The organism is Erythrobacter sp. SN6-5 (assembly GCF_057364945.1).
On sequence record NZ_CP200282.1, the window covers coordinates 126731 to 152300 of the forward strand.

At 58.7% G+C, this 25570-nt stretch carries 25 protein-coding genes and 1 pseudogene; 12 read left to right on the forward strand and 14 right to left on the reverse strand.

From position 1 onward, the window contains the following. Window positions 1-11: 11 nt before the first annotated feature. Together AC0V6Z_RS00595 and rpsU are read right to left on the reverse strand one after the other, a co-directional pair. Window positions 12-608, reverse strand: a complete 597-nt coding sequence (locus tag AC0V6Z_RS00595; protein ID WP_472639516.1) for an FKBP-type peptidyl-prolyl cis-trans isomerase — start codon at window positions 606-608, stop codon at window positions 12-14. A gap of 114 nt (window positions 609-722) precedes the next feature. Then, the gene (gene rpsU / locus AC0V6Z_RS00600) at window positions 723-929 is read right to left on the reverse strand and encodes a 30S ribosomal protein S21 (protein WP_006834591.1); all 207 of its coding nucleotides are present in this window, start codon (window positions 927-929) and stop codon (window positions 723-725) included. A gap of 263 nt (window positions 930-1192) precedes the next feature. Here rpsU and crcB point away from each other — a divergent pair, with 263 nt between their 5' ends. Genes crcB through AC0V6Z_RS00625 form a run of 5 tightly spaced genes read left to right on the forward strand, consistent with a single transcriptional unit; the run spans window position 1193 to window position 4449 of the window. Continuing rightward, window positions 1193-1597, forward strand: a complete 405-nt coding sequence (gene crcB / locus AC0V6Z_RS00605; protein ID WP_472639517.1) for a fluoride efflux transporter CrcB — start codon at window positions 1193-1195, stop codon at window positions 1595-1597. Continuing rightward, window positions 1594-2865, forward strand: a complete 1272-nt coding sequence (locus AC0V6Z_RS00610; protein WP_472639518.1) for an RluA family pseudouridine synthase — start codon at window positions 1594-1596, stop codon at window positions 2863-2865. The genes crcB and AC0V6Z_RS00610 overlap by 4 nt, the downstream gene beginning before the upstream one ends. Next, the gene (locus AC0V6Z_RS00615; protein WP_472639519.1) at window positions 2862-3521 is read left to right on the forward strand and encodes an HAD-IA family hydrolase; all 660 of its coding nucleotides are present in this window, start codon (window positions 2862-2864) and stop codon (window positions 3519-3521) included. The genes AC0V6Z_RS00610 and AC0V6Z_RS00615 overlap by 4 nt, the downstream gene beginning before the upstream one ends. Continuing rightward, window positions 3518-3751: a hypothetical protein gene (locus tag AC0V6Z_RS00620; protein ID WP_472639520.1), complete on the forward strand. Its 234-nt coding sequence runs from the start codon at window positions 3518-3520 to the stop codon at window positions 3749-3751. Before AC0V6Z_RS00615 ends, AC0V6Z_RS00620 begins: the two co-directional genes overlap by 4 nt. Continuing rightward, on the forward strand, window positions 3748-4449 hold the full coding sequence (locus AC0V6Z_RS00625; protein ID WP_472639521.1) for an ATP12 family chaperone protein: 702 nt from the start codon (window positions 3748-3750) through the stop codon (window positions 4447-4449). The genes AC0V6Z_RS00620 and AC0V6Z_RS00625 overlap by 4 nt, the downstream gene beginning before the upstream one ends. Window positions 4450-4460: 11 nt before the next feature. Here AC0V6Z_RS00625 and AC0V6Z_RS00630 read toward each other — a convergent pair whose 3' ends face one another. The 4 genes from AC0V6Z_RS00630 to AC0V6Z_RS00645 all read right to left on the reverse strand — a co-directional run bounded on the left by AC0V6Z_RS00630 (window position 4461) and on the right by AC0V6Z_RS00645 (window position 8052). Continuing rightward, window positions 4461-5096 (reverse strand): ABC-type transport auxiliary lipoprotein family protein, encoded by a 636-nt coding sequence (locus AC0V6Z_RS00630; RefSeq protein WP_472639522.1) that lies wholly within the window; start codon window positions 5094-5096, stop codon window positions 4461-4463. Window positions 5097-5110: 14 nt separating this feature from the next. Further along, complete coding sequence (locus AC0V6Z_RS00635; RefSeq protein WP_472639523.1) at window positions 5111-6058, reverse strand: MlaD family protein; 948 nt, start codon at window positions 6056-6058, stop codon at window positions 5111-5113. A gap of 66 nt (window positions 6059-6124) precedes the next feature. Next, on the reverse strand, window positions 6125-6937 hold the full coding sequence (locus AC0V6Z_RS00640) for an ABC transporter ATP-binding protein (RefSeq protein ID WP_472639524.1): 813 nt from the start codon (window positions 6935-6937) through the stop codon (window positions 6125-6127). 2 nt (window positions 6938-6939) lie between these two features. After that, a complete protein-coding gene (locus AC0V6Z_RS00645) occupies window positions 6940-8052 on the reverse strand; it encodes an ABC transporter permease (protein WP_472639525.1) in 1113 nt (370 codons plus the stop codon). 234 nt (window positions 8053-8286) lie between these two features. Here AC0V6Z_RS00645 and AC0V6Z_RS00650 point away from each other — a divergent pair, with 234 nt between their 5' ends. From AC0V6Z_RS00650 to AC0V6Z_RS00660, 3 genes are all read left to right on the forward strand, one after another. Continuing rightward, window positions 8287-11367, forward strand: a complete 3081-nt coding sequence (locus tag AC0V6Z_RS00650; RefSeq protein WP_472639526.1) for a valine--tRNA ligase — start codon at window positions 8287-8289, stop codon at window positions 11365-11367. Between the two features lie 161 nt (window positions 11368-11528). Further along, window positions 11529-11930, forward strand: a complete 402-nt coding sequence (locus tag AC0V6Z_RS00655) for a hypothetical protein (RefSeq protein WP_472639527.1) — start codon at window positions 11529-11531, stop codon at window positions 11928-11930. A gap of 362 nt (window positions 11931-12292) precedes the next feature. Further along, entirely contained in the window at window positions 12293-13036 is a 744-nt protein-coding gene (locus AC0V6Z_RS00660) for a 7-carboxy-7-deazaguanine synthase QueE (protein ID WP_472639528.1), read from the forward strand. On the opposite strand, the gene AC0V6Z_RS00665 is transcribed toward AC0V6Z_RS00660, so the two are convergent. The 5 genes from AC0V6Z_RS00665 to AC0V6Z_RS00685 form a co-directional block, all read right to left on the reverse strand. Further along, the gene (locus AC0V6Z_RS00665; protein ID WP_472639529.1) at window positions 13033-14862 is read right to left on the reverse strand and encodes an ATP-binding protein; all 1830 of its coding nucleotides are present in this window, start codon (window positions 14860-14862) and stop codon (window positions 13033-13035) included. The two genes, AC0V6Z_RS00660 and AC0V6Z_RS00665, sit on opposite strands and share 4 nt — an antisense overlap. A 110-nt stretch (window positions 14863-14972) precedes the next feature. After that, a complete protein-coding gene (locus AC0V6Z_RS00670; protein WP_472639530.1) occupies window positions 14973-15737 on the reverse strand; it encodes a TIGR02186 family protein in 765 nt (254 codons plus the stop codon). Further along, a complete protein-coding gene (locus tag AC0V6Z_RS00675; RefSeq protein WP_472639531.1) occupies window positions 15734-16645 on the reverse strand; it encodes a sulfite exporter TauE/SafE family protein in 912 nt (303 codons plus the stop codon). Before AC0V6Z_RS00675 ends, AC0V6Z_RS00670 begins: the two co-directional genes overlap by 4 nt. Before the next feature lie 90 nt (window positions 16646-16735). Next, window positions 16736-17908, reverse strand: coding sequence for a hypothetical protein (locus tag AC0V6Z_RS00680; RefSeq protein WP_472639532.1), 1173 nt, complete (start codon window positions 17906-17908; stop codon window positions 16736-16738). Next, window positions 17905-19314 (reverse strand): glycosyl transferase family protein, encoded by a 1410-nt coding sequence (locus AC0V6Z_RS00685; RefSeq protein ID WP_472639533.1) that lies wholly within the window; start codon window positions 19312-19314, stop codon window positions 17905-17907. Before AC0V6Z_RS00685 ends, AC0V6Z_RS00680 begins: the two co-directional genes overlap by 4 nt. A 101-nt stretch (window positions 19315-19415) precedes the next feature. On the opposite strand from AC0V6Z_RS00685, the gene nhaA reads away from it, so the two are divergent. Continuing rightward, a complete protein-coding gene (gene nhaA, locus AC0V6Z_RS00690) occupies window positions 19416-20639 on the forward strand; it encodes a Na+/H+ antiporter NhaA (RefSeq protein WP_472639534.1) in 1224 nt (407 codons plus the stop codon). An 86-nt stretch (window positions 20640-20725) separates the two neighbouring features. On the opposite strand, the gene AC0V6Z_RS00695 is transcribed toward nhaA, so the two are convergent. Continuing rightward, the gene (locus AC0V6Z_RS00695; protein ID WP_472639535.1) at window positions 20726-21163 is read right to left on the reverse strand and encodes a VOC family protein; all 438 of its coding nucleotides are present in this window, start codon (window positions 21161-21163) and stop codon (window positions 20726-20728) included. A gap of 195 nt (window positions 21164-21358) precedes the next feature. Between AC0V6Z_RS00695 and AC0V6Z_RS00700 the strand changes: the two genes are divergently transcribed. Further along, entirely contained in the window at window positions 21359-22009 is a 651-nt protein-coding gene (locus tag AC0V6Z_RS00700; protein WP_472640808.1) for an SIMPL domain-containing protein, read from the forward strand. A 150-nt stretch (window positions 22010-22159) separates the two neighbouring features. Here AC0V6Z_RS00700 and AC0V6Z_RS00705 read toward each other — a convergent pair whose 3' ends face one another. Next, on the reverse strand, window positions 22160-22690 hold the full coding sequence (locus AC0V6Z_RS00705) for a TorF family putative porin (protein ID WP_472639536.1): 531 nt from the start codon (window positions 22688-22690) through the stop codon (window positions 22160-22162). Then, entirely contained in the window at window positions 22683-23021 is a 339-nt protein-coding gene (locus AC0V6Z_RS00710) for a TorF family putative porin (RefSeq protein WP_472639537.1), read from the reverse strand. The genes AC0V6Z_RS00705 and AC0V6Z_RS00710 overlap by 8 nt, the downstream gene beginning before the upstream one ends. A gap of 272 nt (window positions 23022-23293) precedes the next feature. Between AC0V6Z_RS00710 and AC0V6Z_RS00715 the strand changes: the two genes are divergently transcribed. Next, window positions 23294-24097 (forward strand): metallophosphoesterase family protein, encoded by an 804-nt coding sequence (locus AC0V6Z_RS00715; RefSeq protein WP_472639538.1) that lies wholly within the window; start codon window positions 23294-23296, stop codon window positions 24095-24097. Further along, window positions 24094-25405: pseudogene (locus tag AC0V6Z_RS00720) on the forward strand (UDP-glucose dehydrogenase family protein). The gene AC0V6Z_RS00715 and the pseudogene AC0V6Z_RS00720 overlap by 4 nt, the downstream one beginning before the upstream one ends. Window positions 25406-25570: the final 165 nt, after the last annotated feature.

The following is a 25570-nucleotide window of genomic DNA, read 5'->3' on the forward strand; positions in this document are numbered from 1 at the left end:
CCTTTTGGCGACTATTGACCCGGCTGAATTTGCTGCGGCGCGCCTTCTGGTGGAGGACCACCGGGGCCGCCTGGACCGCCCAGCCCGGCTGCGCCCATGGCTTGCTGTAGAATGCCGAGTTTGCGCTGAAATTCTTCCTCCGTCATGAAGTCGACCATCTCAACCTCAAAAACCAAATCTGCACCCGCTGGGATCGGCGCATTTGGCGGCGGCGCATCACCGTAAGCCTGATCAGCCGGAATGAAGAGTTCGTATTGGCCGCCCTTTTGCATTTGCACCGCGCCATCGCGGAAACCGGGCAGCATCTGAGCAAGAGGCAGAGGATTGCCATCGGGGAAGATACCTTCAACCGGCAGCGGTATATCCTGAGATTCGTCGAACACCTCGCCCGTGTCCGCCAGCTTGCCCTTATACTTCACGAACACGACATCTTCTGGACCCGGCATTTCGCCAGTGCCCTCCACGATGGTGTCGAGCGACAGGCCCTTTGGCATGGCCGACCATGCCAGTGCACCGCCAATAAGAATGGCAATCAGCACGCCAAACCACAGCTTGGTCAGCGAGCCCTTGGCAATCGGTTGCAACTGAACGCGAGTAACTTCGGCCATGTATCGATCCTGATATAAAGGTGGCGCCAAACAAAAGGGCGCGGAATGAACCCGCGCCCTGATGGCTTATCATGTTGTAGCATTCAAGCGAATATCGCTCGAAAAACAGACGGCTTACTTAATGCCGTCGCGTTCCATACGCTTACGCTCAAGTTTGCGTGCGCGGCGCACAGCGGCGGCCTTTTCACGGGCGCGCTTTTCGCTTGGCTTTTCGTAGTGGCGACGCAATTTCATTTCGCGATAGACGCCTTCACGCTGCAGCTTCTTCTTGAGCGCGCGGAGGGCTTGATCAACATTGTTATCGCGAACCATGATTTGCATAAAGCGAAACTACCTTCTCAAATTCAATCGGGCCCGCACCATTCAGCGCGGGAAGCACCATATATAGAAACAACGAAAATTGCGCCGAATCCATACGGAACGGCTAAATCTGAATCGCGCCTAGTGGATTTGCGGCCCTATGGCAAGTTTTTGTGAGGGGGCGTCGGACCTGGCGGAGCAGCAAACTTGCAGCGGAGAATAAAATCGCGTGTGCTGGCATTGCGCAGATGACGAATGCAGCCACCCGGTCTAAGAGCCTCGCAATGTCTGCCACACTTTCTCCTTTTATGGCCACGTCCATTGTCGCGCTTGGCGGCGCCGTGGGCGCTGCGGGTCGCTATCAATTGGGCCGCGGCTTTGCGCATTTCGTTGGCGTACCAGGCACGCTTCCCTGGGCGACGTTGACCGCCAATGTGCTGGGCAGCCTGGCAATGGGCGTATTGTTCGGCTGGCTGGCACGCCATGGCGGCGCAAGTGAAAGCACGCGGCTGCTGCTGGGTGTGGGCGTGCTCGGCGGGTTTACCACTTTCAGCGCATTCAGCCTTGAAATGCTGCAACTGATTGAGCGCGGACAGGCGGGCCTTGCCATCGGCTATGCGCTGATCTCTGTTTTGGCGGGCGTCGCGGCGCTTTACGCAGGCCTTATCATTATGCGGGGTGCAGCATGAGCAATTCTGAAGCAGAAAATGCGGCCGGTGCAGACAAGAACGTGCGTCAGTTTACCGTTGGCGAAGATGATGATGGCATCCGCCTGGATCGCTGGTTTAAGCGCAATTTGCCGCAAATCGGCTTTGCCACTGTCTCGCGCTGGGCGCGCACCGGGCAAATCCGAGTGGATGGCAAAAGAGCGAAGCCTGAGGACCGCCTGAGCGAAGGGCAAGTTTTGCGCGTGCCGCCGGGCGGTGAGCAGAAAGAGCGTGGGCCGCGCCAGCGCCGCGAGCTGACCACGGAAGAAATCCAAGAAGCGCGCGATATGGTCATCCGCGAGACAAAAACCGCGATTGTATTCAACAAGCCGCCGGGCCTCGCGACCCAAGGCGGCAGCAAGACGCACAAGCATATCGACGGCTTGCTTGATGCCTTCGTCCCTGCAGAGGGTGAGTACAACGCCGGGGTGCGCCCGCGCCTCGTCCACCGGCTGGATAAGGACACCTCCGGCGTGCTGTTGGTGGCGCGCACTCCGGGCGCAGCGGCAAGTTATTCCAAGCGGTTTTCCGGGCGCAGCGCGCGAAAGGTTTACTGGGCGCTGGTGGTCGGCATTCCAGAGGTTTCGCAGGGCACGATCGACGCGCCGCTCGCCAAGCAGCCCGGCTCTGGCGGGGAAAAAATGCATGTCGATGAGGAAGACGGCCAACCGGCCAAGACCCGCTACCGCGTGGTGGAGCGGGCTGGCAATCGCACCGCATGGGTTGAGCTGGAGCCGCTAACCGGGCGCACACACCAACTGCGCGTGCATATGGCCGCGATTGGCAATCCGATTGTGGGTGACGGCAAATATGGCGGGCAAGACGCGTTTCTGACCGGTGCGATCAGCCGCAAGATGCATCTGCACGCGCGTCGCCTGATCATCTCAGAGCCGGGCCGGGGAACCACTGGTGATAAGAGCAACAAGGGCAAGGAAACCGGCGGCGGACGGCTGGATGTGGTCGCCGATCTGCCAGAGCATTTCGCCGCCAGCATGGAAGCGCTCGGCTTTGATGAAAACGCCAGCAATGCCGATCCCAACCTTGATCTTGCCCCGGAAAAAACCAAGGCGGAAAAGAAGCAGGTCGCGCGTCAGCACGCCAAAAAATACCGCAAGGAACGCCGGGGCGAGCGCAAGACCCGAACGGCTGGAACGCGCGGGAATACAGGCGGCGATCCCAAGGGTAAGAAGCGCAAACCGCTAAAGCGTTCTGGCAAGCCCAATGGCAAACCCGCAGGTAAGCGTAAATGAGCGCTGGCGCAGGCAAGCTCGCAGTGTTCGACTGCGATGGCACGTTGGTCGATGGCCAGGCGGACATTTGCGATACGATGGAACAGGCCTTTGAACGCGCCAAGTTGACCCCGCCGCCGCGCAATGACGTGCGCCGGATTGTCGGCCTCAGCCTGCCGGTCGCAATCCGCAATCTGGCCCCGGGAATTCCCGATGATGATGTGAAGAACGTCGTCGAGTTCTACAAAAGCGCCTACTTCGCGCGCCGCCAAGAGGGTCTGCTGCACGAGCCGCTGTATGACGGGATCGCCGACCTGCTTAACCGTCTGCGCGACGATGGCTGGCAGCTAGCCGTGGCGACCGGCAAATCGGATCGCGGCCTGGAGGCGGTGCTGGCCGCGCACAATATTCGCGGGCACTTCGTGTCCCTTCAAACCGCCGACCGGCACCCGTCAAAACCGAACCCTGCGATGTTGGAGGCCGCCGTTTTTGAAGCTGGGGCGCGCCCGCAAGATACGGTGATGATCGGCGACACCACCTTCGACATCATGATGGCCGCAGAGGCGAACATCCGCAGCATTGGCGTCGCCTGGGGCTATCACGAGCCGCATGAGCTGACCGAGGCGGGCGCAGCTAGCATCGCGGCGGAGGTTGGCGAGCTGGAGGCGCTGCTATGACGGACAAGCCGCCGATTGATAAAGAGCAACAAGCCAAACAGCGCCTCGCCATGATGAGCGGTGCGCGGTTCCTCGGCATTGGGGCGGTCATGCTGGGCATTGCGATGACGCGCGGCGTGGTGGAGGGCTATCCCGACTGGCTCGGATACGTCATCAGCGTCGCGGGCATGCTCTGCTTTTTCTTCGGCCCCTATGCGCTAGTGCGGCATTGGAAAGGCCCGAAAGAGTGAAGCGGTTCTACAAGCAAGTTGCCGTGACCCAGCTAGACGATGGCGCGGGCTGGCAAGTGACGCTGGATGGGCGCGGGATCAAGACCGTTCGCGGTGCGGCCCAGGCCGTGCCCAGCAAAGCGCTGGCCGAGGCGATGGCGGCGGAATGGTCCGAACAAGGCGAAAAGCTCGACACCAGCAAATTCGTCTACCGCGATATGGCCGATTACGCGCTCGATGTGGTTGCAAGCACGCGCGGTGATTTGATCGACAAGCTGCTAAACTACGGCGAGACCGACACTCTGTGTTACCGCGCCGACCCAGAGGATGCGCTGTTTGCGCGCCAGCAAGAGGTTTGGGAGCCACTGCTTAAGCCTTTGGAAGAAGAGAGCAATATCATCTTCACCCGGGTCAGCGGCATCGTTCATAAACCGCAAAGCAAGGCGGCGCTTGCCGCTTTGCGCACCCGGATCGAAGGACAAAGCGCATTTGCATTGGCGGGGCTGGAGGCGATGGCATCTTTGGCCTCTTCGCTGATCACAGCCATTCTGGCGAGCGAGCCGGGCGCGGACGCAAAAAGCCTATGGGATGCGGTGTGCGTAGAAGAATTGTGGCAGGCCGACCTATGGGGCAGCGATGAAGAGGCCGAAGAACGCCGCGCCAAACGCCGCGCAGACTTCCTCGCCGCTCAGCATTTTGTCGAACTTTCCTGCGCTTAGGTGAGAGCGGTCTAGCCCTCATTCATCCAAACAGTCACTTCAGCAGCAACCTGATTGGCCGCACGGTTAAGCGCTTGGCCGACATCACTCGGCTCTGCCAAGACGCCCGTCTCGACCGCTTCGAACCGGCGTGTCTCAAATTTGCTGTCCTCTGCCCCGCCATCGGTGGAACGGATCGCATCAAATTGCACCACCACGGCAGAGCGGGTCGCGTCATAGCCGAACTCGCGCAATGTCCCGCGCAATGCGCGCGGCGCATTCAGCGGCGTGTCCTCTGTGTCGAGCACCAATACGCCAGTTTGCATCCGTAGGCTTTCACCGATCAACCGGCGGAACAGGCGGGCGGGCTTTTCAACCCAGAATGCCTCTTGCAGATAAGCGATTTCCGTGTCGCTGACCTTCACCGGTACGCGCAGCACATCAAGCTTTGCCGGAACCTCTGGGATTAAAACTGCAATCGCGCCTTCCGCACTCGCCGCGCTGGTCGTCGCCTCGCTGGCGGTCGCTGTTGACGACAGAGTGAGCAGGCTTTCCGGCGGCTCTGAGCCTAGGCTGACGCAGGCGGAAAGGCCCATGGCCAGCGGCGCGAGCAATGCCAGTTTCGCAGGCCTCAATGCGGCGGGCAAACGGCCAGATGAACGGTTCATAGTGAGCGGCCCTCTCATGGCTCGTAATCCGGTAAAGTCTGACCCTGCAGCAGCGCACTTGCGCCCTGATTGTCGAGCTTTTCAGTAACATTGCGCAGCGCCCGGCTGGTCGCGCGCAGATCCTGCAGCGTCGCCTCGGCGCTGGGAATGGTGCTCTCGCGCAATTGCCGTGCGGCGGGCCGTGTATCTTCCAGCGTTTTCGCCAGCTCTGCCGCCGCCAGATTGGCCGAGGCGAGCGTACCGCGCAGTTCCTTAGACAGCGCAGTGCCTTCTTGATTGATCAGCGTATTGGTCGATTCGGTGATCTGCTCAAACGCATCGAGCGCCTCGCCCGCTTCACGCAGGGCGACCTCCAACTCTGTAAAGGTGCCCTCCAGCCGCGGCGCGGCATTGGCCAGCTCGCCCGACAAACGATTGGTGTTGGCCAGAATGCCAGAGATTTGCTCCTGGTTGTCAGGGCCAAGAATGGTGTTGAGCTGTTCCGTCAGGGTCGCCAACCGTTCCAATAGCAGCGGTGCGTTCGCAACAATTTCGCCAAAGCCGCCGCGACCCGGCGGGATTACCGGCGCGCCTTCTGGGCAGGCGGTCGTCTCGCAAGTGATCGCGGGCGCATCCTTGCGCGCCCCATCGAGCAGAATGGTGGAGACACCGGTAAAGCTGGCTTGAATGGTTGCCTCGGTCCCGACCAGGATCGGTACGTCTTCTTTTACCCGCACGCGCACGCGAACGAATTCCGGGTCTTCGCGAGACAAAGCGATTTCACGCACTTGGCCGACGGGTACGCCCGCGTAGGAAACCTGGCTGCCATTGGCGAGGCCGGAGACAGACTGGTTGTAGAAGATGTCATATTCGTTCTGTTCGCCCTGCCCCAGCCGCGCGATCCAGACGATAAACGCCGCCAGCGCCGCCAGCAGCACCAACGTCACAGCTCCTACCCAAAGGTGATTGGCCCGTGTTTCCATTACCCTACCTATGCCTGTCCATCGCGCAGCTTGTCCATGGGCTTGTCTATAGACTTGCCCATCTGTCTATCCCTGCTCGCCGCGCTGATGCGTCGATAATGCCGCGCGTCCGCGCGGGCCGCCGAAATATTCGGTGATCCAGGGGTGACCGGTTTCGATCAGTTCTGGGATGGTGCCCACCGCCACCACTTGCTTGTCCGCCAGCACCGCGACCCGATCACAAATCTCATACAAAGTGTCGAGATCGTGGGTGATCAAGAACACCGTTAGGCCAAGAGTTTCCTTCAACTCCTTGGTCAAGCTGTCGAAGGCAGCAGCGCCGATGGGATCGAGGCCAGCGGTCGGCTCATCAAGGAACAACAGCTCTGGATCGAGCGCGAGTGCGCGGGCGAGGCCAGCGCGTTTCTTCATACCGCCGGACAGCTCAGATGGATATTTGGCGATGGCATCTTCGGGCAGGCCAGATAGCAGCACTTTGTAACGCGCAATCTCGCGCCGCAGCTCATCATCAATGTCCGGGAAGAATTTCTTCAGCGGCACTTCGACATTTTCGCCCACGGTCAGCGTCGAGAACAAAGCCCCGCCCTGAAACATCACGCCCCAGCGGCAGCGCACGCCGAGGTCTTGATCGGGGTCGATCCCGGTGATCTTGCGACCAAACACCGAAATATCGCCAGCGGTGGGGATTTGCAGGCCGATGATCGAGCGCATCAGCACCGATTTACCGGTGCCAGATCCGCCAACCACGCCGAGGATTTCGCCTTGGCGCACTTCAAACGACAGGTCTTCGTGCACGGCAAAATCGCCGAACCGGTTCTCCAGCCCCTCAACCACAATCGGAGGATGACCGCTAAAGCGTGGGTGGAGCGTATCTTCCATACTCACCCCCAACCAATTTCGGTGAAGAACACGGCGAAAAACGCATCGAGCACAATGACCGCAAAGATCGCAGAGACCACAGCCATAGTGGTGCGCAGGCCGACCTGTTCGGAATTCCCCTCCACCCGCATGCCGTGATAACAGTTAGCCAGGCCAATGATCAGTCCGAACACGGGCGCTTTGATCAGGCCAACCCACAGATCATAGGTCGGCACAACCTCCTGAATACGCTCCAGGAAGGTGAAGAACGGAATTCCTAGCGAAAATTGCCCGACCACAGCACCGCCGATTATGGCGACGATTGAGGCGTAGAAACCCAGCAGCACCATCATGAATGTGGATGCAAGAATGCGGGGGATCACCAACACCTCTGCAGGTGAAATGCCAATGGTGCGCATCGCGTCGACCTCTTCGGTCAGTTTCATCGTGCCCAGTTGTGCGGCAAAGGCGCTGCCCGAACGTCCAGCCACCATAATCGCGGTCATCAGCACGCCCAGCTCGCGCAGGGTGATGCGGCCCACCAGGTTCACGGTCAGCGCCTCTGCGCCAAATTGCTCCAGCTGCACTGCGCCCTGCTGAGCGATCACAATGCCGATCAGGAAGCTCATCAGGCCGATAATCGGCAAGGCAGATACGCCAACCAGCTCCATCTGACGAACCATCGCCTTCATCGGGAAACGGCTGGGGTGGCGCAGCAAGCGGCCAGCGGCGATCAAGACCCGGCCAAGGAACCCGACAACGCCGATGATCCCGGCGCGCATGTCATAAACCAGCTCGCCCATCGCCTCTGGCACGCGTTCCCACACCGGCACGCGCGGCGGGGTGATATCGGCATCGCTGCCCGCCGTCTCGACCGCATTGAGCAGGCGCTTTGCGCGCGGGCTAGCCCCGGTGATTTCTGCCTGGTGATCGGCGGCGAGGCGGCACATCACCCAGGCGCCAATGGTATCGATTTCCTCCACGCCTGACAGATCAATGGCGGTGATCTCTTGCGAGAGACCGCTTAGCTCCCGGTCGAGCGGGCCGACGGAGGATACGAGCAAGGGTCCCTCGAGCGCCAAGGCAATGCGCCCGGCCTCGTCCTCGGTCACAGAGAATTGCGCGGCCCCGTCCATGGTTAAGGCTATGCGGACAAATTTCGCGCATCACAAGTCATCTGTGTCTGCACATACGAAACTCTCCGTTGCGTCGCAGCATGACGGCTGTATTGAGAAGTTGACTTTTTCTGAGGTCCGTAGCCTCCCACGCCCTCCGCCCTACCACCCGGAACCTACCGGGACATATCCGGGTGGTAGGGCGGAGGGTGCGGGAGGCTTGGCATCGAGCGTTAGCGAGCAAACGAAATAAACATGACCGACCAATTACCCACCACATTTAGCCCCGCCGATATTGAGGCGCGCTGGTACCAGCATTGGGAAGAGAAAGGCCTGTTCCGGCCCGAGCGTCCGGATGCGGAAGCCTTCACCATCGTGAACCCGCCGCCAAATGTCACCGGGTCGCTGCATATCGGCCACGCGCTCGACAACACGCTGCAGGACATCGTCGTGCGGTATGAGCGGCTGCGCGGCAAAGACGCATTGTGGGTGGTCGGCACCGACCACGCCGGCATCGCCACGCAAATGGTGGTCGAGCGCCAGATGGAAGAACGCCAGGACAAGCGCACCAATTATTCGCGTGAAGACTTCGTCGACAAGGTTTGGGAGTGGAAGCACGAAAGCGGCGGCACGATCACGCGCCAGCTGCGCCGACTGGGCTGCTCAATGGATTGGTCGCGAGAGCAATTCACGATGGACGAGCACTTCACTAAGGCCGTGCTCAAAACCTTCGTTGACCTCTACAATGACGGCCTGATTTACCGCGACAAACGGCTGGTCAATTGGGACCCGAAGCTGAAGACCGCAATTTCCGACCTTGAGGTGGAAACGCAAGATCTGAAGGGCAGTTTCTGGCATTTCAAATATCCGCTGGAAGACGGCGTGACTCTGGATGATGGCCGCGACTACATCGAGGTCGCGACCACACGGCCCGAGACGATGCTGGCCGATATGGCGGTCGCGGTGCACCCCACGGATGAGCGCTATGCCAGCGTCGTTGACAAGCATGTCGTGCTACCGATCACGGGGCGCAAAGTGCCGATTGTTGCCGATGAGCACGCCGATCCAGAGCTGGGCAGCGGCGCGGTGAAAATCACGCCGGGCCATGACTTTAACGACTTTGAAGTTGGCAAGCGCGCTGGGATCGCTGCGGGCGATATGCTCAACATGCTCGATGGTGACGCCAATGTTTGCCAGACCTCGGACGGGCGGGTGCCAGAGGAATTCCTCGGCCTGCACCGTTTCAAACGTGATGGTACGCCGGGCGCGCGCGAATTGGTGATCGAGCGGCTGAAGGAGCATGGCTTCCTCATCCCACATGTCACCAAGACAAAGAAGGGCGAAGAGGTAGAACTCGACGCTGAACCGCGCACCATTGCGACGCCATTTGGCGATCGCGGCGGCGTGGTGATTGAGCCGTGGCTGACCGATCAATGGTATGTCGACGCGGAAAAACTCGCAGCGAAACCAATTGAACAGGTGAAGTCGGGCGAGATCGAGATCATCCCGCAAAGCTGGGAGAAGACCTTCTTCAACTGGATGGAGAACATCCAGCCATGGTGTGTGTCGCGTCAGCTGTGGTGGGGGCACCGGATTCCGGCGTGGTTTGGGCCTGGGAAAAACACCGACGGTTCGCTTTTCGTCGATATGTCGGACAATCTCGGGAATGAGGCTTTTGTTTGCGAGAGCGAAGAAGCCTTTCTTGCCAAGGCTCACGAATTTTATGGTGAAAATGTCGAGTTTGTAGAACTCGCAAATTGGGCCGAACTAAGAAACTGGTGGATGGAGCATTGGGCCGACGATGAACTCCGCGCAAATGACGTTGGAAAAATCCCTTTTTTCCGCGATCAAGATGTCCTCGACACTTGGTTCTCTTCCGCGCTGTGGCCTTTCGCCACGCTCGGCTGGCCCGAGGAGACATTCGTTCGTGCTGAGCCTGTCGAAGTACGAGCGGATAACGACGTTTCCTCAGACGACACCGGCCCTTCGACAAGCTCAGGGCAAACGGTGCCGTTATTGGAAAAACACTTCCCCAACAATCTGCTGATCAGTGGCTTCGACATCCTGTTCTTCTGGGACGCACGGATGATGATGATGGGGCAGTACAATATGGGCAAAGCGCCCTGGCCCAAGCTGTATCTACACGGCCTGGTCCGCGCGGCAGACGGCGCGAAAATGTCCAAGTCCAAGGGCAATGTCGTCGATCCGCTTGGCCTGATTGACGAATATGGCGCGGATGCGCTGCGGTTCTTCATGGCGGCGATGGAAAGCCAGGGCCGCGATATCAAAATGGATAATGAGCGGGTCAAAGGATACCGCAATTTCGCGACAAAGCTCTGGAATGCGACGCGTTTCTGCCAGTCCAATGGCATTGGTGCATCCAGCACTCTGGCCGCGCCTGAGGCGCGGCTGGCGGCGAACCAATGGATCATTGGCGAGGTTCAGCAGACCGTAGAGGCGCTGGATGCGGCGATGGCCGATCTACGCTTCGATGCGGCGGCGAACACGATCTATCAATTCACCTGGTCGCGCTTTTGCGATTGGTATCTGGAGCTGATCAAGCCCGTCTTTGCTTCTGAATCCGTTCGCCCTGAGGTCCTGAGCCCGTCGAAGGGCGAAGGGTCGGATTCAGATGCCGCCCGTACTTCGACAAGCTCAGCACGAACGGCTGTGGAGGAAACTCGCGAGGTCGCCGGATGGGCGCTCGATCAAATCCTGGTTATGTTGCACCCGTTCATGCCGTTTATCACGGAAGAACTGTGGCATGCGCAAGGCGCGCTAAACGGCCCAGAAAACGGAAACCCTCGCAGCGAATATCCAATCATCACCGCCAAATGGCCCGATCCGCGCGCGAATGTCAGCAAGCCTGCAACCCAAGCGATTGACTGGGTGATTGAACTAACCAGCAACGTCCGCAGCGCCAAAAACGAGCTGGGCATTGCGCCCGGCGCGAAACTGGCGGCTTTCTTGCCAAGCGCATCGCAGCTGGCAAGCAGCACAATCGAGCGCAGCAGCGCCGCGATTGAACGGCTCGCCCGCCTGACCCCGGTGATCCTGGGCGAGGCGCCTGATGGCCCGGCCATGCAAGTGACCGCAGGCAGCGACGTGTTCGTAATACCCCTCGAAGGGATCATCGATATCGCCGAGGAAAAGGCTCGGCTGGAGAAAGCGCTCGCAGCAAGCCAGAAAGAGGCAAAGTCTCTCGAAGGCCGCCTGGGCAATGCGAACTTTGTCGAACGCGCCAAGCCCGAAGCGGTAGAGAAGGCCAAAGCCGACTTTGCGCATCACTCGGCCGAGGCAGAGCGGCTTACAGCAGCGCTGGCGCGGCTGGGGTAGTTTCCCGCCTCCATGCGTCCGTATAGATGCCACGGTGCTAGCTGGTTTCAAGTAAGCACTGGGGCTGTGCTATGGGCAGGTTTTGGGGGTGAAAGCGGGCATTCGGCTTTCCGACAACATGCTTGACTAGCTGAACACGTAAAGCCTTTACCTGCCAAACGATGGCTAAACCTCAGAGAATTTTTGTCCGTTTCGTTTGTTACCGCCGTGTTGAGTCCCAGAAACAACGACTTGGGTTGTTTCAGGCGTTCAATGAGGCAAGAGACTCTGATTTTGCACCATCTTGGGCACTGAAGCGGATTGGCGAATTGTCTGATTGGTTCCAGCAGAACTTGACGGTGCCGAGCCAATTTTCGCGAGGTAGCTGGAAAGGGCGTGGGCAGCCGGGACTTTCTTGGTTCAAGCCAGTTGCAACAGAACATATAAAACAAATGCACCAACTGAAACTAGCGCTGGAAGCCTGTGGCGTTCACGTGGATATTCTTACCACTCGTGATCCCGGCTACGTCATATGGCAGGATGAACATCAAGTAGTGGCGGAACCCGGAGCGCGAAAATTCTAGCGATAAGGTCCCAAATTGGGTCGATAGCGGAAGGTCGACTCTTCTCGAATGTGCTACATAGAGTAACGCTCTTCCATAGTTTCCTACGCTGCCGGGATATGCGAAAGGTGCGGGTTATGAGCTATGCTGCACCCCCCGCTTCAATCGATAAAACCGATTAATACCCGCGCCTGTGATCGATTGGTTTTAAGCTCTAAGACTGTGTTCCAGGTGTTCCAAGCGTGCATTCCTGTCGGTGAACCGAGTGAGGCCGAGCCACCCGCGCCCTCCACCCTTCCACCCGGATGGTATCCCGGTAGGCTCCGGGTGGAAGGGTGGAGGGCGCGGGTGGCTCGGTCACTCACAACAGAAAGCGCTCAACCATGAAGCTGGTGCTGGCCACAGACGGAGCGGTCGCTGATGGCGGTGGACCGGAGATCTTCGCCTCTTTGCAAGGCGAAGGGCCGAGCGTCGGAACCCCGGTCGCGTTCATGCGGCTTTCGCGCTGCAACCTAGCCTGCACGTGGTGCGACACGGCCTACACCTGGCGCTTTGACGAGAGCCGCCCGCACCGCGATGGCATCGCCTTTGAGCGCAAGGCCAATCAGGTGTCGCTGGAGGTTGCCGATGTCGCAGCGCGCGTCTTGGCGCTGGGGCAGAAGCGGCTAGTCATCACAGGCGGAGAGCCGCTGTTGCAAGGCGCGGCGCTGGCTGATCTGATGGCGCTCATCCCAGATATGGAGATCGAGATTGAGACCAACGGGACAACCAAAGCGCCGTCTCATGTCGACATCCGCGTCGATCAGTACAACGTCAGCCCCAAGCTTGCGCATTCGGGCAATGAGGGGAGCCAAGCGCTGATCCCGGAGCGGCTCGACTTCTACGCTTGTGACCCGAGGGCCTACTTCAAGTTCGTGATCGCTGCGCCCGAGGATGTGGAGGAAGTGATCGCCTTACAGACGCGCTATCGCTTCAAACCCGGGCACGTCTTCCTGATGCCAGAGGGGACCGATAGCGAGACACTGCGCACGCGCGAAGAATGGCTCAGCCCGCTGTGCCTGAAGCATGGCTTTCGCATGTCAGACCGGCTGCACATCCATCTGTACGGTGATGAGCGCGGAACCTAACCTTGGCTACGCCAGCGCTGGACAACGCGATTGACGACCTCTTCCTCGCCGCCACCTTCGGACCACAGGTCAACAAAGCTCGGGTCTTCAGATGCCGGACGCTTGCTCTCTTCCAGGTTGTCGAAGCTCACGCGGATCGGGATTGCGACACCCTCGCCGCAGATGATCACCTCGCGGTTGCGCAAGGCGGGAATGGAGTCGAGGAAGCCGCGCGCACCTTCTGGCATGGCCGCCTTCACGAAGGCTTGGTCGCGGTCGTTGTTGAGACGCATGGAAAGGATGGTGCCGCATTGTGACAACACGCCTTCGGCAAGGTCAGATGGGCGCTGGGTGATAAGGCCCAGGCTGATGCCGTACTTCCGGCCCTCTTTGGCGATCCGGCCCAGGATGCTGGCAACCGACGAACCATCTGAGTTCTTCTCGTTTGGAACGTAGCGGTGGGCCTCCTCGCACACGAGCAGGATCGGGCGGGTCTTCTCTTCGCGTCCCCAGATCGCAAAGTCGAACACCAGGCGGCTGAGAACAGCAACCACGGTCGAGGTGATGTCCGATGGGACGCCCGAAACGTCTATGATCGAGATCGGTTTGCCATCGCCAGGCATGCGGAACACCTTAGCGATAAAGTCAGCCATCGTATCGCCGACGAGCATGCCGGAGAACATGAACTGATAGCGCGGATCGGCTTTGAGCTCGTCGAGTTTCCCTTTGATCCGCATATACGGCGCAGAGGAGGTGGCCTTGTCGAGCTTGCCCATCTCATCCTGTAGCTTGGTCGCGAGGTCAGACAGGAGATACGGAATGGGCGAGTCGGCAGTGATCTTGCCCATCGTCTCCGCTAAGCGGTTCTTGGAGCGAGCATGCAGCAAGCACTTAGCGAGAATGTCAGAATCAACCTGACGTTCGTTGCCGTCGCTGGTGAGGAGGACTTCGCAATGCTCCTCAAAGTTCATCAGCCAGTACGGCATTTGCAGGTTCGATACGTCTAGGATGTGACCGGTTTGGCGGAAGGCTGCGGAATACTCGCCGTGAGGGTCAATCATGACGATGTGACCTTGGGGCGCGGCCTCACAAATGCGGTGCAGGATGAGCGCGGCGCTGGTCGACTTACCGGTACCGGTGGATCCCAGCAGCGCGAAGTGTTTGCCCAACATCGCGTCGATATACATGCCGGCACGGATGTCCTTGGTCGGATAGACGGTGCCAATCGTGATGTTAGCGCGGCCATCGCTGGCGTAGATCTGTTTCAGATCCTGCGTCGTCGCCGGATAAACCAGCGCGCCAGGAACCGGATAGCGTGTGACACCGCGGCGGAAGCCGTGGATACGCCCGGTTAGCTTCTCTTCCTGGCCTTCGCCAAGGAAATCGATATTGGCGGTGATGCCTTGATCGTTGCGGCGATCCTTGCGTTGGTCGCGCACATTAGCCAGCAACCAAGCATCACCGACACGGATCTTGATCTGGCTGCCGACCTGGCCAGCTAGCGCGATGGAAGGATCGACGTCTTCCATACATTCGGCAAGGCGCTGAAGATCGATGGCGACTTGAGAGCCTGCACCAGATATCTCCAGGACGACGCCAATCGGTTGCTTGGCATTTTCGTGAGACCTTTGCTCAGCGGCCGACAGCGAGCTTGGCTCAGCCGCAGCGGCGGGCTGCGGCGCTGGAGCCGCTGAAGGTGCTGGCGCGGTCGTAGCCGCTGGAGCTGCAGTTGGCGCAGGCGCACATGTGGCTGCGTTCATCCCTGCAACTGCCTCGTTAGCGCCATCCGTGGCGCGAGCACCGCTTTCTTGCGAACGTCCAAAACCTGGATTGCTCATATCGGTCATGAGATCACTCTTTCCCCAAAATTATCTGGGACGAGCGGTAACCATATTGGGGTTAAGATCGCGTCAAGATTGCCCGAAAAGCTGCGCCCTGCGCCGCGCTGTAAAACAGCTTAGACCTTCGCAAACACCCGGCCAGCAAACCACCCCATGAAAACCGACAGAGCGATTGCGCCCAGCCCATAGAGCAGCGCCCAGCGATTGGCGGCATTCACAACCCGCCCCTCTAGCCCGACTTTTTCAACCGTGATTGGCGCGGTCGCGCTGGCAAGCACCCGGCCATCAGCAATCGCGAAGGTTTCCGCTGTGTATTGCCCCGTTGTCACATTCGAGGGCAGGTTGATCCGCGCCTGATACAGCACCTTTTCCGTGATGCGGACGCCATTCATATCCTCTTTGTAGAGCCCCAGCCGCCTGCGCATATCAACCAAGCCATCGGAAAAACGGGTCTGCTTTTCCGGTTCAATCTGCCCGGAAGGGCTGAGCTGAATAAAGCTCGTGCCCAGCTCATAGATCGCGGCAGTACGCTCATCGACAATTTCAGGGATAGGGCGGGACGATGCGACCGCGAAGAATGCGGGTGCAGAGCGGAAATCAGTGCTGCCAGCGTTCATCCAAATCCCAGCAATGCGATCTTTCTCACGCAGGCGGATCGCCTCAGCCAGCCCTTTCAGAACAACCACAATATCGTATTCGGTGCCGCGTGCAGGGCCTGCCGGATCGACGATTGCACCATAGAGGAGCAGATCAGCTCCGGTGAAGCCTTGGCGAACCTCCACCCGGCTTTGACTGACTTCTGGCACCAGAATGGGCTCACGCTGAGCGCTCAAAAAAATCGCCGCAAGGCCCAGGAATACAAGGCGCGCCGCCGCCATCATAGCGGGCTCACCGTGTAAATCTCATCAGGCTCAATACCCAAGCCATAAAGCATGCGCAGCGCCACTAAGATCACGATCCCGGCCAGGATCAACCGTAGCAGCTCTGGCTTCGCCTTGAGCGCGATCTGCGTGCCAAATTGTGCGCCCATCACCGAGCCGAGCAGCAGCAGACCTGCCAAGACGATGTCCACCGCTTTGGTGGTCAGCGCATGAGTCATCGTCGTCACCATCGTCACAAACAAGATTTGGAACAGCGAGGTTCCCACCACCACATTGCCGCTCATCCCCAGGAGATAGAGCATTGCGGGTACCAGAATGAAGCCTCCGCCAACGCCCATCAGCATGGTGAGGATACCCACCAGCACGCCCAGGATAAGCGGCGCAAGCGGGGAGATATAGAGACCGCTGCGATAGAACCGCCAGCGGATCGGCAGATTGGCAACCAGTGGGTGGTGGCGGCGTTTGCGCGGCTGCTTGGTAGCGCCCTTGCGCGGCCATAGAGCCTCCACCGCTTCTCGCATCATCAGCCCGCCAATCGTGCCCAGCATCACCACATAGAGCACGTTGATCACGACATCGATCTGGCCAATGGATTGTAACAGTCGGAACAGCAACGCCCCGATCAGCGCGCCGACAACACCGCCGCCGACCATGACCAGCCCCATACGGTAATCGACACCATTACGCTTGCGATGCGCGAGCACGCCCGACACGCTGGCGCCGGTTACCTGCGTCGCCGCAGAGGCGGCCGCGACTGTTGGCGGAATGCCATAGAAAATCAGCAATGGCGTGGTCAGAAACCCGCCGCCAACGCCAAATAGGCCGGAAAGAATACCCGTCAGCCCGCCCAGCATGACGATGTAAAAACCGTTCACTGACAGATTGGCTATGGGCAGGTAGACATCCATGGCAGCGGAGTAGCCCAGCAAGCCTCTGGATTAAAGACAATGCTGCACGCAAACCCCGTTATTCATGAAGGGGTTGCGGTGAAGCCTCGCTCAAAAGCGAGTAGAGATGGTCGCAGCAACGCCTGACGACGGCGCAGCATCGCCAGACACACGCTCTCGCCAATCGACCGAAAGGCGCGCTGGCACCTGGCCAATGCGCACATCCAGGCGCGCGGTTGGCCCCAGATCGACCCGGTGAACGTCCGCCGCTTGCCCAACCCCTTGGTACCCGGCCCACGCGCCGCCGCCCACGCTGACGCGAGCCGATTGCGACGTGGCAAGATCGAACTTGGCGACCTCCCGCGTCACCGCCAGTTGGCCATCAACAAAGGCTGTGGAGCTGTCGCCGCCGACATATCCGCCTTGGGCATAGACTTCAGCTTTCGCGCCCACTGGCAAAGACAGCGGCGGGATTTCGGTCGTGGCAAAGGCAGCGCCGCGTACTTCGGTATCAAAAGTACCGTCAGTCACTCGCATTTCACCGTGCAAACGCAGTGGCACCGCGCCAATTGGACGTGCGGACACTCCGAGCGCAGCTTCGCTCTCTCCATTGCTGACCAGCGCGCGGTAGGCGCGAACATAGGCACGCGGATCATGACGAGAGCTAGGCACAACGCGATATTGCAGCACTGCGCCCGCTTGGCTCGCGCCGTAGACGGGAACCCGCCCTTGCGAAATCAATCCGGAATTGGAACCCTGACGCCAGAATGCCCAGGCATCGAGCGACCAGCGATCCGATTTGGCAGTGTCGGCGTCTCTGTCCGTACCGCTTTTCGGTAAGCTCCAGCCAGCGCCCGGCGCGTCTTGCATCAGTAAGCTAGGAGCGCTTGAACGCGCCCATGCCTCTTCAACCGCGCGCGGCAGCGGCAGCTGGCTCATCGCCGCCATCAGCAGCATCTGGTGGCCTGCCGCAATTTGCAATGTGTCCGAGAATATCTCTTTGCCGCGCAGCTCATCTGCGGTGAGGCCCATTGCAGGTGCTCTGACTTGAGCGGGCGCGATAAAGCCTGTGCTGGCGAGCTGAACCGGGCGTACCGCTCGCGCAGGTGCGAGATCAGGCTCAGACGGAGCCTCAGTCAGGATCGCATCAACCGATTTCGAAAAGCTCTCGGGTATGAGAAACGGGCTTTCCCACATCATAGCGCGGCCGCTGATCCATACAGCCAAGACAAGCCCAAGCATGGCGAGCGGCCCGCCACGGCGTGATTGCGAAACCTGGGTCATGATCGACCACCTGCTGGCTCGATCAGCCGGGCAGGCTGCGCCGAATGGTCTGTTTTGTCCCACACGATCGCGCGTCCAGCGAGCGTCCCGATGTAAGCCATCACTGCGCGGCGACCAGCCATGATCGAAATGACGTTGGCAACCGGAATGCGCAGGACCGCTCGGACACCCTCCGCCGTGCCATATTCACGCGCAGTGAATGCAAACCGCGAGGCCGAGCGCCAACAAAATGCGGCAAGATTCACCCAAAGCAGTACGATCGCCATCTGAGAAAACGGCAATGGCTCGCCATATCCTAGCTTGATCCCGAGCCAGATCGCAGCGGAAACAGCCAGCAAAGTATAGCCCATGATCAAAACCAGGGCGGTAAACGGACCGCGCCGGTCGCGCGCTCGCATCCAGCTCTCGATGAGACCTCCTGACCAGCCCATCCTGTCCCAACCTTGTAAGGCAATGCCGTGCACCCAACGGGTCTTCTGGCGCACCACCGTATCGATCCCATCAGGGAAGAATGCACGGGTCGCAATCAACCGGCCATTCGCGGCGCGTGCGCGTATGAAGCGCGACTTTCCGCCCATCTCTGTGATGCTGAGACCCATCTCATAATCCTCGGTCAGGGAATCCGCGACGAATGGCTGACGGTCGGCATGGCGCATGCGCAATTGCTCGATCGCCTCTCGCTCAATCGCGCAGCCAACGCCCGCCCCGGGCAATGCCGCGCCTAGAGCATCGCGCACCACCATGCCCTTGCTGTGGGATTCAGCGAATTCCTCGCAATAATGGCTACCTATCCAGCGGCTTTCCTCATTTCGCAACGCATGGACGGGAAGCTGCACGAATTGCGCGCCGCCCATATGCTGGCCAATATGCCGATCGAGCAGCGACAGTGCGGCGGGGTCGACCAGATCTTCTGCATCGTGGAACACGACCATATGATTGCGCACACCGCGGCGCCGCTCATCATCGCACATCGCAGCGTAAATCCGGTTCAGACAATCGGCCTTGGTACTGGGCCCGTCGCGGTCGTGAATCACGATGCGAAGGCGTGGATCGCCATTGGCGGCGTCACTGGCGGCCGCGATAGTAGCCGAGTCGTTGCGGTAACAGCCGACGTACAAACGCAGGCCCTTCTGAGGCCAGCGGCCCAGCACTTCAGAAACCGTAACGCCGATCACCTCTGCTTCGGACCAGGTCGGGATGAAGACCGCCGCATCGCCGCACAACTCGCGCGTTTCGTTTTCATCTTTTTCAAATTGTTGCGTTTTTGCACGCCCAGTGAGCTTCAACCACAACCAAGTAACGTCTATTAAAAGATCGTCGACTGCACCAATTAGGAAGAAAATACCTGCGAATAAAAGTAGCTCTTGCTGGAACAATACCAACCACTGCCAGACGTCAAAATTCATTACTTGCAAGGCTGCCCCCATCCCCACTTGTGTAAAACAACCTATCGCGCTCGGTTAAGGCTTGCAACGGGAGAAAGTTTTAGAGAGGGGGTAGAGCAACTATGGCTCAATCAAACTCCCCCTTACGCTCGGTGTTCGCGCCAGTGCGCGCCTTGTTCGTTGGCGATGCGTCTGCTGGCATACTGCTGATCCTTGTGGCGGCCGCCGCAATGCTGGCAGCCAACTCTTCCTTGTCGGGCGAATATCGCGAGCTATTCTATGGCGATCTGGCCTGGACGCCGATTGCAAAGCTCGATGATCTGCACCTCTGGATCAATGACGGACTGATGGCGATATTCTTCTTCGTCGTCGGCCTGGAGGTAAAGCGCGAGCTGGTTGGCGGGCAATTGTCTGACCCGGCTGCACGCAGACTACCCATGGCCGCCGCTGCGGCCGGTATGGCGGTCCCTGCCCTTGTCTATATCGCGGTTTCTGGCGGCGGAGAATATGCCAGTGGCTGGGCTATCCCTGCGGCGACCGACATCGCCTTTGCGATGGGCGTACTTGGTCTGCTGGGCAGCCGGGTGCCAGCATCGCTGCGCCTGTTCCTGCTAACGGTGGCCATCGTCGATGACATTGGCGCGGTGATGGTGATCGCCGTGTTCTATACACCGACGATCAAGCTCGCATGGCTGGTCGCCTCAATTGTCGTTTTCGGCCTAATGATTGCGCTAAACCGGATGAAGGTTAGCGTCTTTAGTCCCTACATCCTGCTCGCCCTGGTGCTGTGGTACTGTGTGCTCAACACCGGCGTTCATGCCACCATCGCTGGTGTTCTGGCGGCGCTCACGATCCCTATGCAGCGCAAGGATGGCAATTCCATGCTGGAGCGGCTTGAGCATGGGATGGCCCCGTGGAGCGCCTATCTGGTGGTACCCGTATTCGGTTTCGCCAATGCCGGCGTCTCGTTTCAGGGCATGGGGATTGGCGCATTGTTTGATCCGCTACCCGTGGCGATCGCAGCAGGCCTTGTGGTCGGCAAGCAATTGGGCATCTTCACAACGATTGTGATTGCGGAAAAGACTGGCTTTGCTCAGCGTCCGGAGGGCGCGAGCTGGGCGGAGATTTGGGGCATATCGATCCTGTGCGGGATCGGCTTTACCATGAGCCTGTTTATCGGCGGGCTCGCATTCCCGACCCAACCGATGTTCATCGAGGAAGCGAAAATTGGCATCCTTACCGGCTCGGCAATTTCGGCGGTGCTCGGCTTTATTGTCTTGCGTCTGACCACGACGCATCCCGATGCCGACTGTGACGATCAGGGCAATCAGCCCGCCAACACGTAAAGCGTAGGCAGCTCAGCCGCTCTAATCTGAATTACTCATTGGGCATACTCACCGCCATATGCGGGCGCCCATGCCCGATCAGTTTCCTACCAACTGCCGATATTTTCCATACTGGCCCACGGCTCTTGCGGTTCCAGATTGCCGTCCTGCAGCAGCTCAATCGAAACGCCGTCTGGTGACTTTACAAAGGCCATATGGCCATCGCGTGGTGGGCGATTGATGACCACGCCCGCATCCATCAGACGCTGGCACGTGTCGTAGATGTCCTCCACCCGGTAGGCGAGATGGCCGAAATTGCGACCATTGTCATACGTCACTGCTTCACTGCCATCTTCAGATGGCCAATTGTAGGTCAACTCAACTTCGGCCACGCCTTCCTGTCCCGGTGCGGCCAGGAAGATCAGCGTGAAGCGGCCCGCCTCGACATCAAACCGTCGCACTTCCTCCAGCCCGATCAGCTTAAAGAAATCGACCGTCGCATCGGGATCGGTCACGCGGATCATGGAATGAAGATATTTGGTCATGATGGGCCTTTTTCAGTTCAAACTCAGTTCATCGACAAATAAGCACAATTCATCGCATCAACAAAGGAGGATGTGATGACGGATACAGCGACGGATACGCAGCAAGAGATGGAGCGTGAAGGTGCGCGGCGCAAGGGCGGGATTGGCCGAACCACCACGCGATGGTTCGGCACAGCCGCCATCGCAGCAATCGGCATGACCTTGGGCGGGTATCTGCTTGGCGACGGGCTACTGCGAGCGAAGGAAGCCGAACGTTCTGTCACCGTACGCGGATTGGCCGAGCGCGACGTCACGGCCGATCTCGCCACTTGGACGATTTCTTACTCAGCCAGCGCGGCCAATCTTGCGGAGGCGCAAGGGAAAGTGCAGCGAGATACTCGCGCAATCGAAGGCTTCTTTAGAGGGCTCGGATTTCCAGCAGACAGTCTGCAACCGACCGGGGCTAATGTTTCGAGCCACACGAACCGAGGCGTTACGACTTACACCGTTCGTCAGCGACTCGCGCTGAGAACCGACAATATTGAACTCGCACAAAAGGCGGTTGCTAATCAGTTCGATCTGGTTGGGCGCGGTGTATTTCTGGAAGAAGGCTCTGGCATGAGCTACACCTTCACCAAATTGAACGACATCAAGCCGGAGATGGTAGCCGAGGCGACCCGCGATGCCCGCGCCTCTGCGGAGCAGTTTGCGCAAGATTCCGGCTCAGGCGTCGGCGCGATCAAGGATGCGACCCAGGGATACTTCTCTATCGAAGCCCGCGATGGCGATGGCGGCGGATGGGGCAAGAGCGACAGCCCTTATAAAAAGGTCCGTGTCGTCACCACGGTGAACTTCTCGCTTGATTGAGTAGGCGCTCAGCCTGACCTGTTTGGCACGAAATCGGCGGAGCACTCAATCCGCCCAAAACAAAAAGGCGCGGGGACAATGCGCATAGCCCCCGCGCCTTTTCTGCTCCACTCGCAAAAGTGGGATGTGACCCTAAGGGCCTAGATGTGATTAGATGCTGGCGCTCAATGTGAACACAACAGCATCATCGGTGAAGACACCGCCTGGATCGATCAGGCCATCGCCTTCGACACCAACGTACGAAATGCCGACGCTGAGCGGTCCGTGGACCGATGCTTCTGCACCGATTGACCAGTCAAATGCCTTGCTGTCATTCGTGAATGTCAGGAAGCCATCGGTGTAACCAAGGTGACCAGTTAATGTGATCGGCGTATTTGGGATTCCGACACCTACATCACCGTAGATGTAGAAGTTGTCAGTACTGCCGAGCGAATCCTGATCAGGCGCATAAGCGACGCCGACCGTTGTTTCAGCTGGACCAAATGTGAAACCAAGTGAGCTGTAGAATTCGATATAGTCGAAATCACCAGCCCCAGCGTCTGGATAGAGATAGGCGATCGCGCCCACATCTAGGCTTAGGCCTTCGGCGACATCACCGCTCCAACCACCGTATACGTCAACTTCAGTTGAACCAAAACCAACCGTGTCCTCATCAAGTGAAGAGGCCCAAGTGCTAGGCATAAATGCCGATGTCGGTTGAGAGATCGATGCCGCCCTGAATGGCAATTTCGCCGCCGGACAGGTCAACACCGCGGAAGCGGTATTCGCTGACCAAAGCAACATTAGCGGTCACTTCAAAACCAGCTTCGCCATCGGCATAGCTTGCTTTCGCAGCGTCAACCGGCGCGCTTTCGCGGTCAGTTTCACTATCAATAACGGTAGCAATTTCGGATGCTGCCAGGGCTGGAGTATTCTCGCCAGCTTCGGCTTCATTAGCAAATGCTGGAGCTGCAGAGAGGAGCAAACCAGCGGATAGAGATGCGGCGGAGAGGCCGCGTTTGGACGTGAGCATTACAACTTCCTTATGTTGTGTTGTTGCTTCGTCCCACCTGCGTCATCAGTGGTTACCAACTTATTTACGGCAATCTCATCTGAGTACGCAGTTTTCTTGCCCAGAAATGCCGCAGCGCACAAGAGAAATTGCGCATTCGCCTGTGAACAGTCGCAAGTGTGTGGATTTTGCATCACCCGGAAAGTGAACGCTCGATCAGTTGCTGTTCAGCCCACACTTGCCTAAAGCGCCCCGACGCCCAACTACGGGCGCGACCGCATTCTTATTGCACCATGATCAAAACGCTTCGCAAACTCTTCCAATCGCGGCCCGACGCGCCTTTGCCTGCCGTTCCTGCTGGGACGCGCTATTACGCGATTGGGGATATTCATGGCCGACTTGACCTGTTCAAGGCATTGATCAAAGCGGTTGAGGCGGATGATGCGGAAGCGGGCGAGGCCAATAGCCATGTTATCTTGCTTGGCGATCTGGTTGATCGAGGCGACGACAGCGCAGGTGTGATCGCGCGCGCGCGGAAGTGGCAGCAGAAGCGCCCTGTCCGCATTCTTGCAGGCAATCATGAGGAAATGTTCCTCGAGGCCTTTGATGATATCGATGTGCTGCGCCATTTCCTAAAGCATGGCGGGCGCGAGACAATTCTGAGTTACGATATCACGCCGAAGATGTTCAATGCGATGTCGCTCGAGGAACTGTTCAAGGCGCTGCCAGAGATCGTTCCGGCTGAAGAGCGTGCATATGTCGAAGCGTTCGAGGAAATGATAATCGCTGGCGACTATTTGTTCGTTCATGCCGGAATTGACCCTGCGCGCCCCCTGGATGAGCAGAAGCGCAGCGACATGCTGTGGATTAGAGATCGTTTTTTGCGGCACCAAGGCGGATTTGGCAAAGTCGTCGTGCACGGCCACACCATCTTTCCCAATGTGATGGACAATGGCCATCGGATTGGGGTCGACACCGGCGCCTTTCGCTCGGGCGTACTCACGGCGCTGGTGCTCGAAGGGACCGAGAGAAGAATTCTGCAAGCTGTTGATGATAATGGCACGATAAAGACATTCAACGAGGAACAAGTGCGATGAAAATTGCCATGGTTGGGTCGGGCTATGTTGGCCTGGTATCGGGCGCATGCTTTGCGGATTTTGGCCATGAGGTCGTCTGCATCGACAAGGATGACAGCAAGATTGCACGCCTCAAAGACGGCATCATGCCGATCTACGAGCCTGGGCTTGATAGCCTTGTCGCAAGCAATGTCGCCGTCTAGCCGCCTTTCTTTCACAACCGATTTGGCTGCTGGCATCGATGGCGCACAGGCGATTTTCATTGCGGTTGGCACGCCAAGCCGCCGCGGCGACGGCCATGCAGACCTGACCTTTGTCTACGAGGTAGCCCGCGAAGTCGGCGAACACCTAGCCAATGAAGCGGTGATCGTTACTAAGTCCACCGTGCCAGTTGGCACCGGCGATGAGGTTGAACGGATCATCGAAGACACCGGCACTGAGCATAAGTTCGCGGTCGTCTCTAACCCGGAATTCCTGCGCGAAGGCGCCGCGATTGGCGACTTCAAACGTCCCGACCGGATCGTAATAGGCGCGGAAGATGATCTGGGGCGCGAGATCATGCGCGAGGTCTATCGCCCGCTGTTCCTGAACGAATCGCCCATTCTGTTTGTTGGTCGCCGCACCAGCGAGCTGATCAAATATGCCGCCAACGCATTCCTCGCGACCAAGATCACATTCATCAATGAAATGGCCGATCTGTGCGAAAAAGTGGGCGCCAATGTTCAGGATGTCGCGCGCGGCATCGGCATGGACAATCGGATTGGTTCTAAGTTCCTCAACGCTGGACCGGGTTATGGCGGATCATGCTTCCCCAAGGACACGCTGGCGTTGCTGAAAACAGCTGAAGACTACGACAGCCCGACCCGGATCGTCGAAGCAGTGGTCAAGACCAATGAGAGCCGCAAGCGCGCGATGGGCCGCAAGGTGCTCGATGCGCTGGGTGGAGCGGAAAAGGCGCGTGGCAAGAAAGTCGCCATGCTTGGCCTGACCTTCAAACCAAACACAGACGACATGCGCGACTCCCCCGCGATCGCCATTGCTCAAACCTTGGGTGATGCCGGGGTAGAGGTTGCCGCGTTTGATCCCGAAGGCATGGAGATCGCCAAGCCTCTAATGCCGAATGTGATCATGTGCGAAGAGCCTTATGCGGCGATCAAGGACGCAGATGCTGTCGCTATCGTGACCGAATGGGATGCTTTTCGGGCGCTTGATCTGAGTCGGGTGAAGGAGCTGGCCAATGCGCCCGTGATCGTTGACCTGCGCAATATCTACAATCCGGATGATATGCGATCTGCTGGCTTCGATTACTCCAGTATCGGCCGAAATTAACCATAACTAACAATAAAATTTGGAATTTTCCACGTCGGTAAAACGCGGCTCAGAACCGCAGTTTCCCGGCTGTTAGCGGCTGCGCGTCGCAAAATAAAAGCACGTTTTTGTCGTTTGGTTCAGCGATCGTGCAGAATTCGAGTCGTGTTCATGGTTAAAATATTG

Excerpts from the sequence above, each read along its gene's own strand:
- AC0V6Z_RS00595 (WP_472639516.1), bottom strand. The coding sequence starts at position 608 with ATGGCCGAAGTTACTCGCGTTCAGTTGCAACCGATTGCCAAGGGCTCG.
- rpsU (WP_006834591.1), bottom strand. The coding sequence starts at position 929 with ATGCAAATCATGGTTCGCGATAACAATGTTGATCAAGCCCTCCGCGCG.
- crcB (WP_472639517.1), top strand. The coding sequence starts at position 1,193 with ATGTCTGCCACACTTTCTCCTTTTATGGCCACGTCCATTGTCGCGCTT.
- AC0V6Z_RS00610 (WP_472639518.1), top strand. The coding sequence starts at position 1,594 with ATGAGCAATTCTGAAGCAGAAAATGCGGCCGGTGCAGACAAGAACGTG.
- AC0V6Z_RS00615 (WP_472639519.1), top strand. The coding sequence starts at position 2,862 with ATGAGCGCTGGCGCAGGCAAGCTCGCAGTGTTCGACTGCGATGGCACG.
- AC0V6Z_RS00620 (WP_472639520.1), top strand. The coding sequence starts at position 3,518 with ATGACGGACAAGCCGCCGATTGATAAAGAGCAACAAGCCAAACAGCGC.
- AC0V6Z_RS00630 (WP_472639522.1), bottom strand. The coding sequence starts at position 5,096 with ATGAACCGTTCATCTGGCCGTTTGCCCGCCGCATTGAGGCCTGCGAAA.
- AC0V6Z_RS00635 (WP_472639523.1), bottom strand. The coding sequence starts at position 6,058 with ATGGAAACACGGGCCAATCACCTTTGGGTAGGAGCTGTGACGTTGGTG.
- AC0V6Z_RS00640 (WP_472639524.1), bottom strand. The coding sequence starts at position 6,937 with ATGGAAGATACGCTCCACCCACGCTTTAGCGGTCATCCTCCGATTGTG.
- AC0V6Z_RS00645 (WP_472639525.1), bottom strand. The coding sequence starts at position 8,052 with ATGGACGGGGCCGCGCAATTCTCTGTGACCGAGGACGAGGCCGGGCGC.
- AC0V6Z_RS00650 (WP_472639526.1), top strand. The coding sequence starts at position 8,287 with ATGACCGACCAATTACCCACCACATTTAGCCCCGCCGATATTGAGGCG.
- AC0V6Z_RS00655 (WP_472639527.1), top strand. The coding sequence starts at position 11,529 with ATGGCTAAACCTCAGAGAATTTTTGTCCGTTTCGTTTGTTACCGCCGT.
- AC0V6Z_RS00660 (WP_472639528.1), top strand. The coding sequence starts at position 12,293 with ATGAAGCTGGTGCTGGCCACAGACGGAGCGGTCGCTGATGGCGGTGGA.
- AC0V6Z_RS00665 (WP_472639529.1), bottom strand. The coding sequence starts at position 14,862 with ATGACCGATATGAGCAATCCAGGTTTTGGACGTTCGCAAGAAAGCGGT.
- AC0V6Z_RS00670 (WP_472639530.1), bottom strand. The coding sequence starts at position 15,737 with ATGATGGCGGCGGCGCGCCTTGTATTCCTGGGCCTTGCGGCGATTTTT.
- AC0V6Z_RS00675 (WP_472639531.1), bottom strand. The coding sequence starts at position 16,645 with ATGGATGTCTACCTGCCCATAGCCAATCTGTCAGTGAACGGTTTTTAC.
- AC0V6Z_RS00680 (WP_472639532.1), bottom strand. The coding sequence starts at position 17,908 with ATGACCCAGGTTTCGCAATCACGCCGTGGCGGGCCGCTCGCCATGCTT.
- AC0V6Z_RS00685 (WP_472639533.1), bottom strand. The coding sequence starts at position 19,314 with ATGAATTTTGACGTCTGGCAGTGGTTGGTATTGTTCCAGCAAGAGCTA.
- nhaA (WP_472639534.1), top strand. The coding sequence starts at position 19,416 with ATGGCTCAATCAAACTCCCCCTTACGCTCGGTGTTCGCGCCAGTGCGC.
- AC0V6Z_RS00695 (WP_472639535.1), bottom strand. The coding sequence starts at position 21,163 with ATGACCAAATATCTTCATTCCATGATCCGCGTGACCGATCCCGATGCG.
- AC0V6Z_RS00700 (WP_472640808.1), top strand. The coding sequence starts at position 21,359 with ATGACCTTGGGCGGGTATCTGCTTGGCGACGGGCTACTGCGAGCGAAG.
- AC0V6Z_RS00705 (WP_472639536.1), bottom strand. The coding sequence starts at position 22,690 with ATGCCTAGCACTTGGGCCTCTTCACTTGATGAGGACACGGTTGGTTTT.
- AC0V6Z_RS00710 (WP_472639537.1), bottom strand. The coding sequence starts at position 23,021 with ATGCTCACGTCCAAACGCGGCCTCTCCGCCGCATCTCTATCCGCTGGT.
- AC0V6Z_RS00715 (WP_472639538.1), top strand. The coding sequence starts at position 23,294 with ATGATCAAAACGCTTCGCAAACTCTTCCAATCGCGGCCCGACGCGCCT.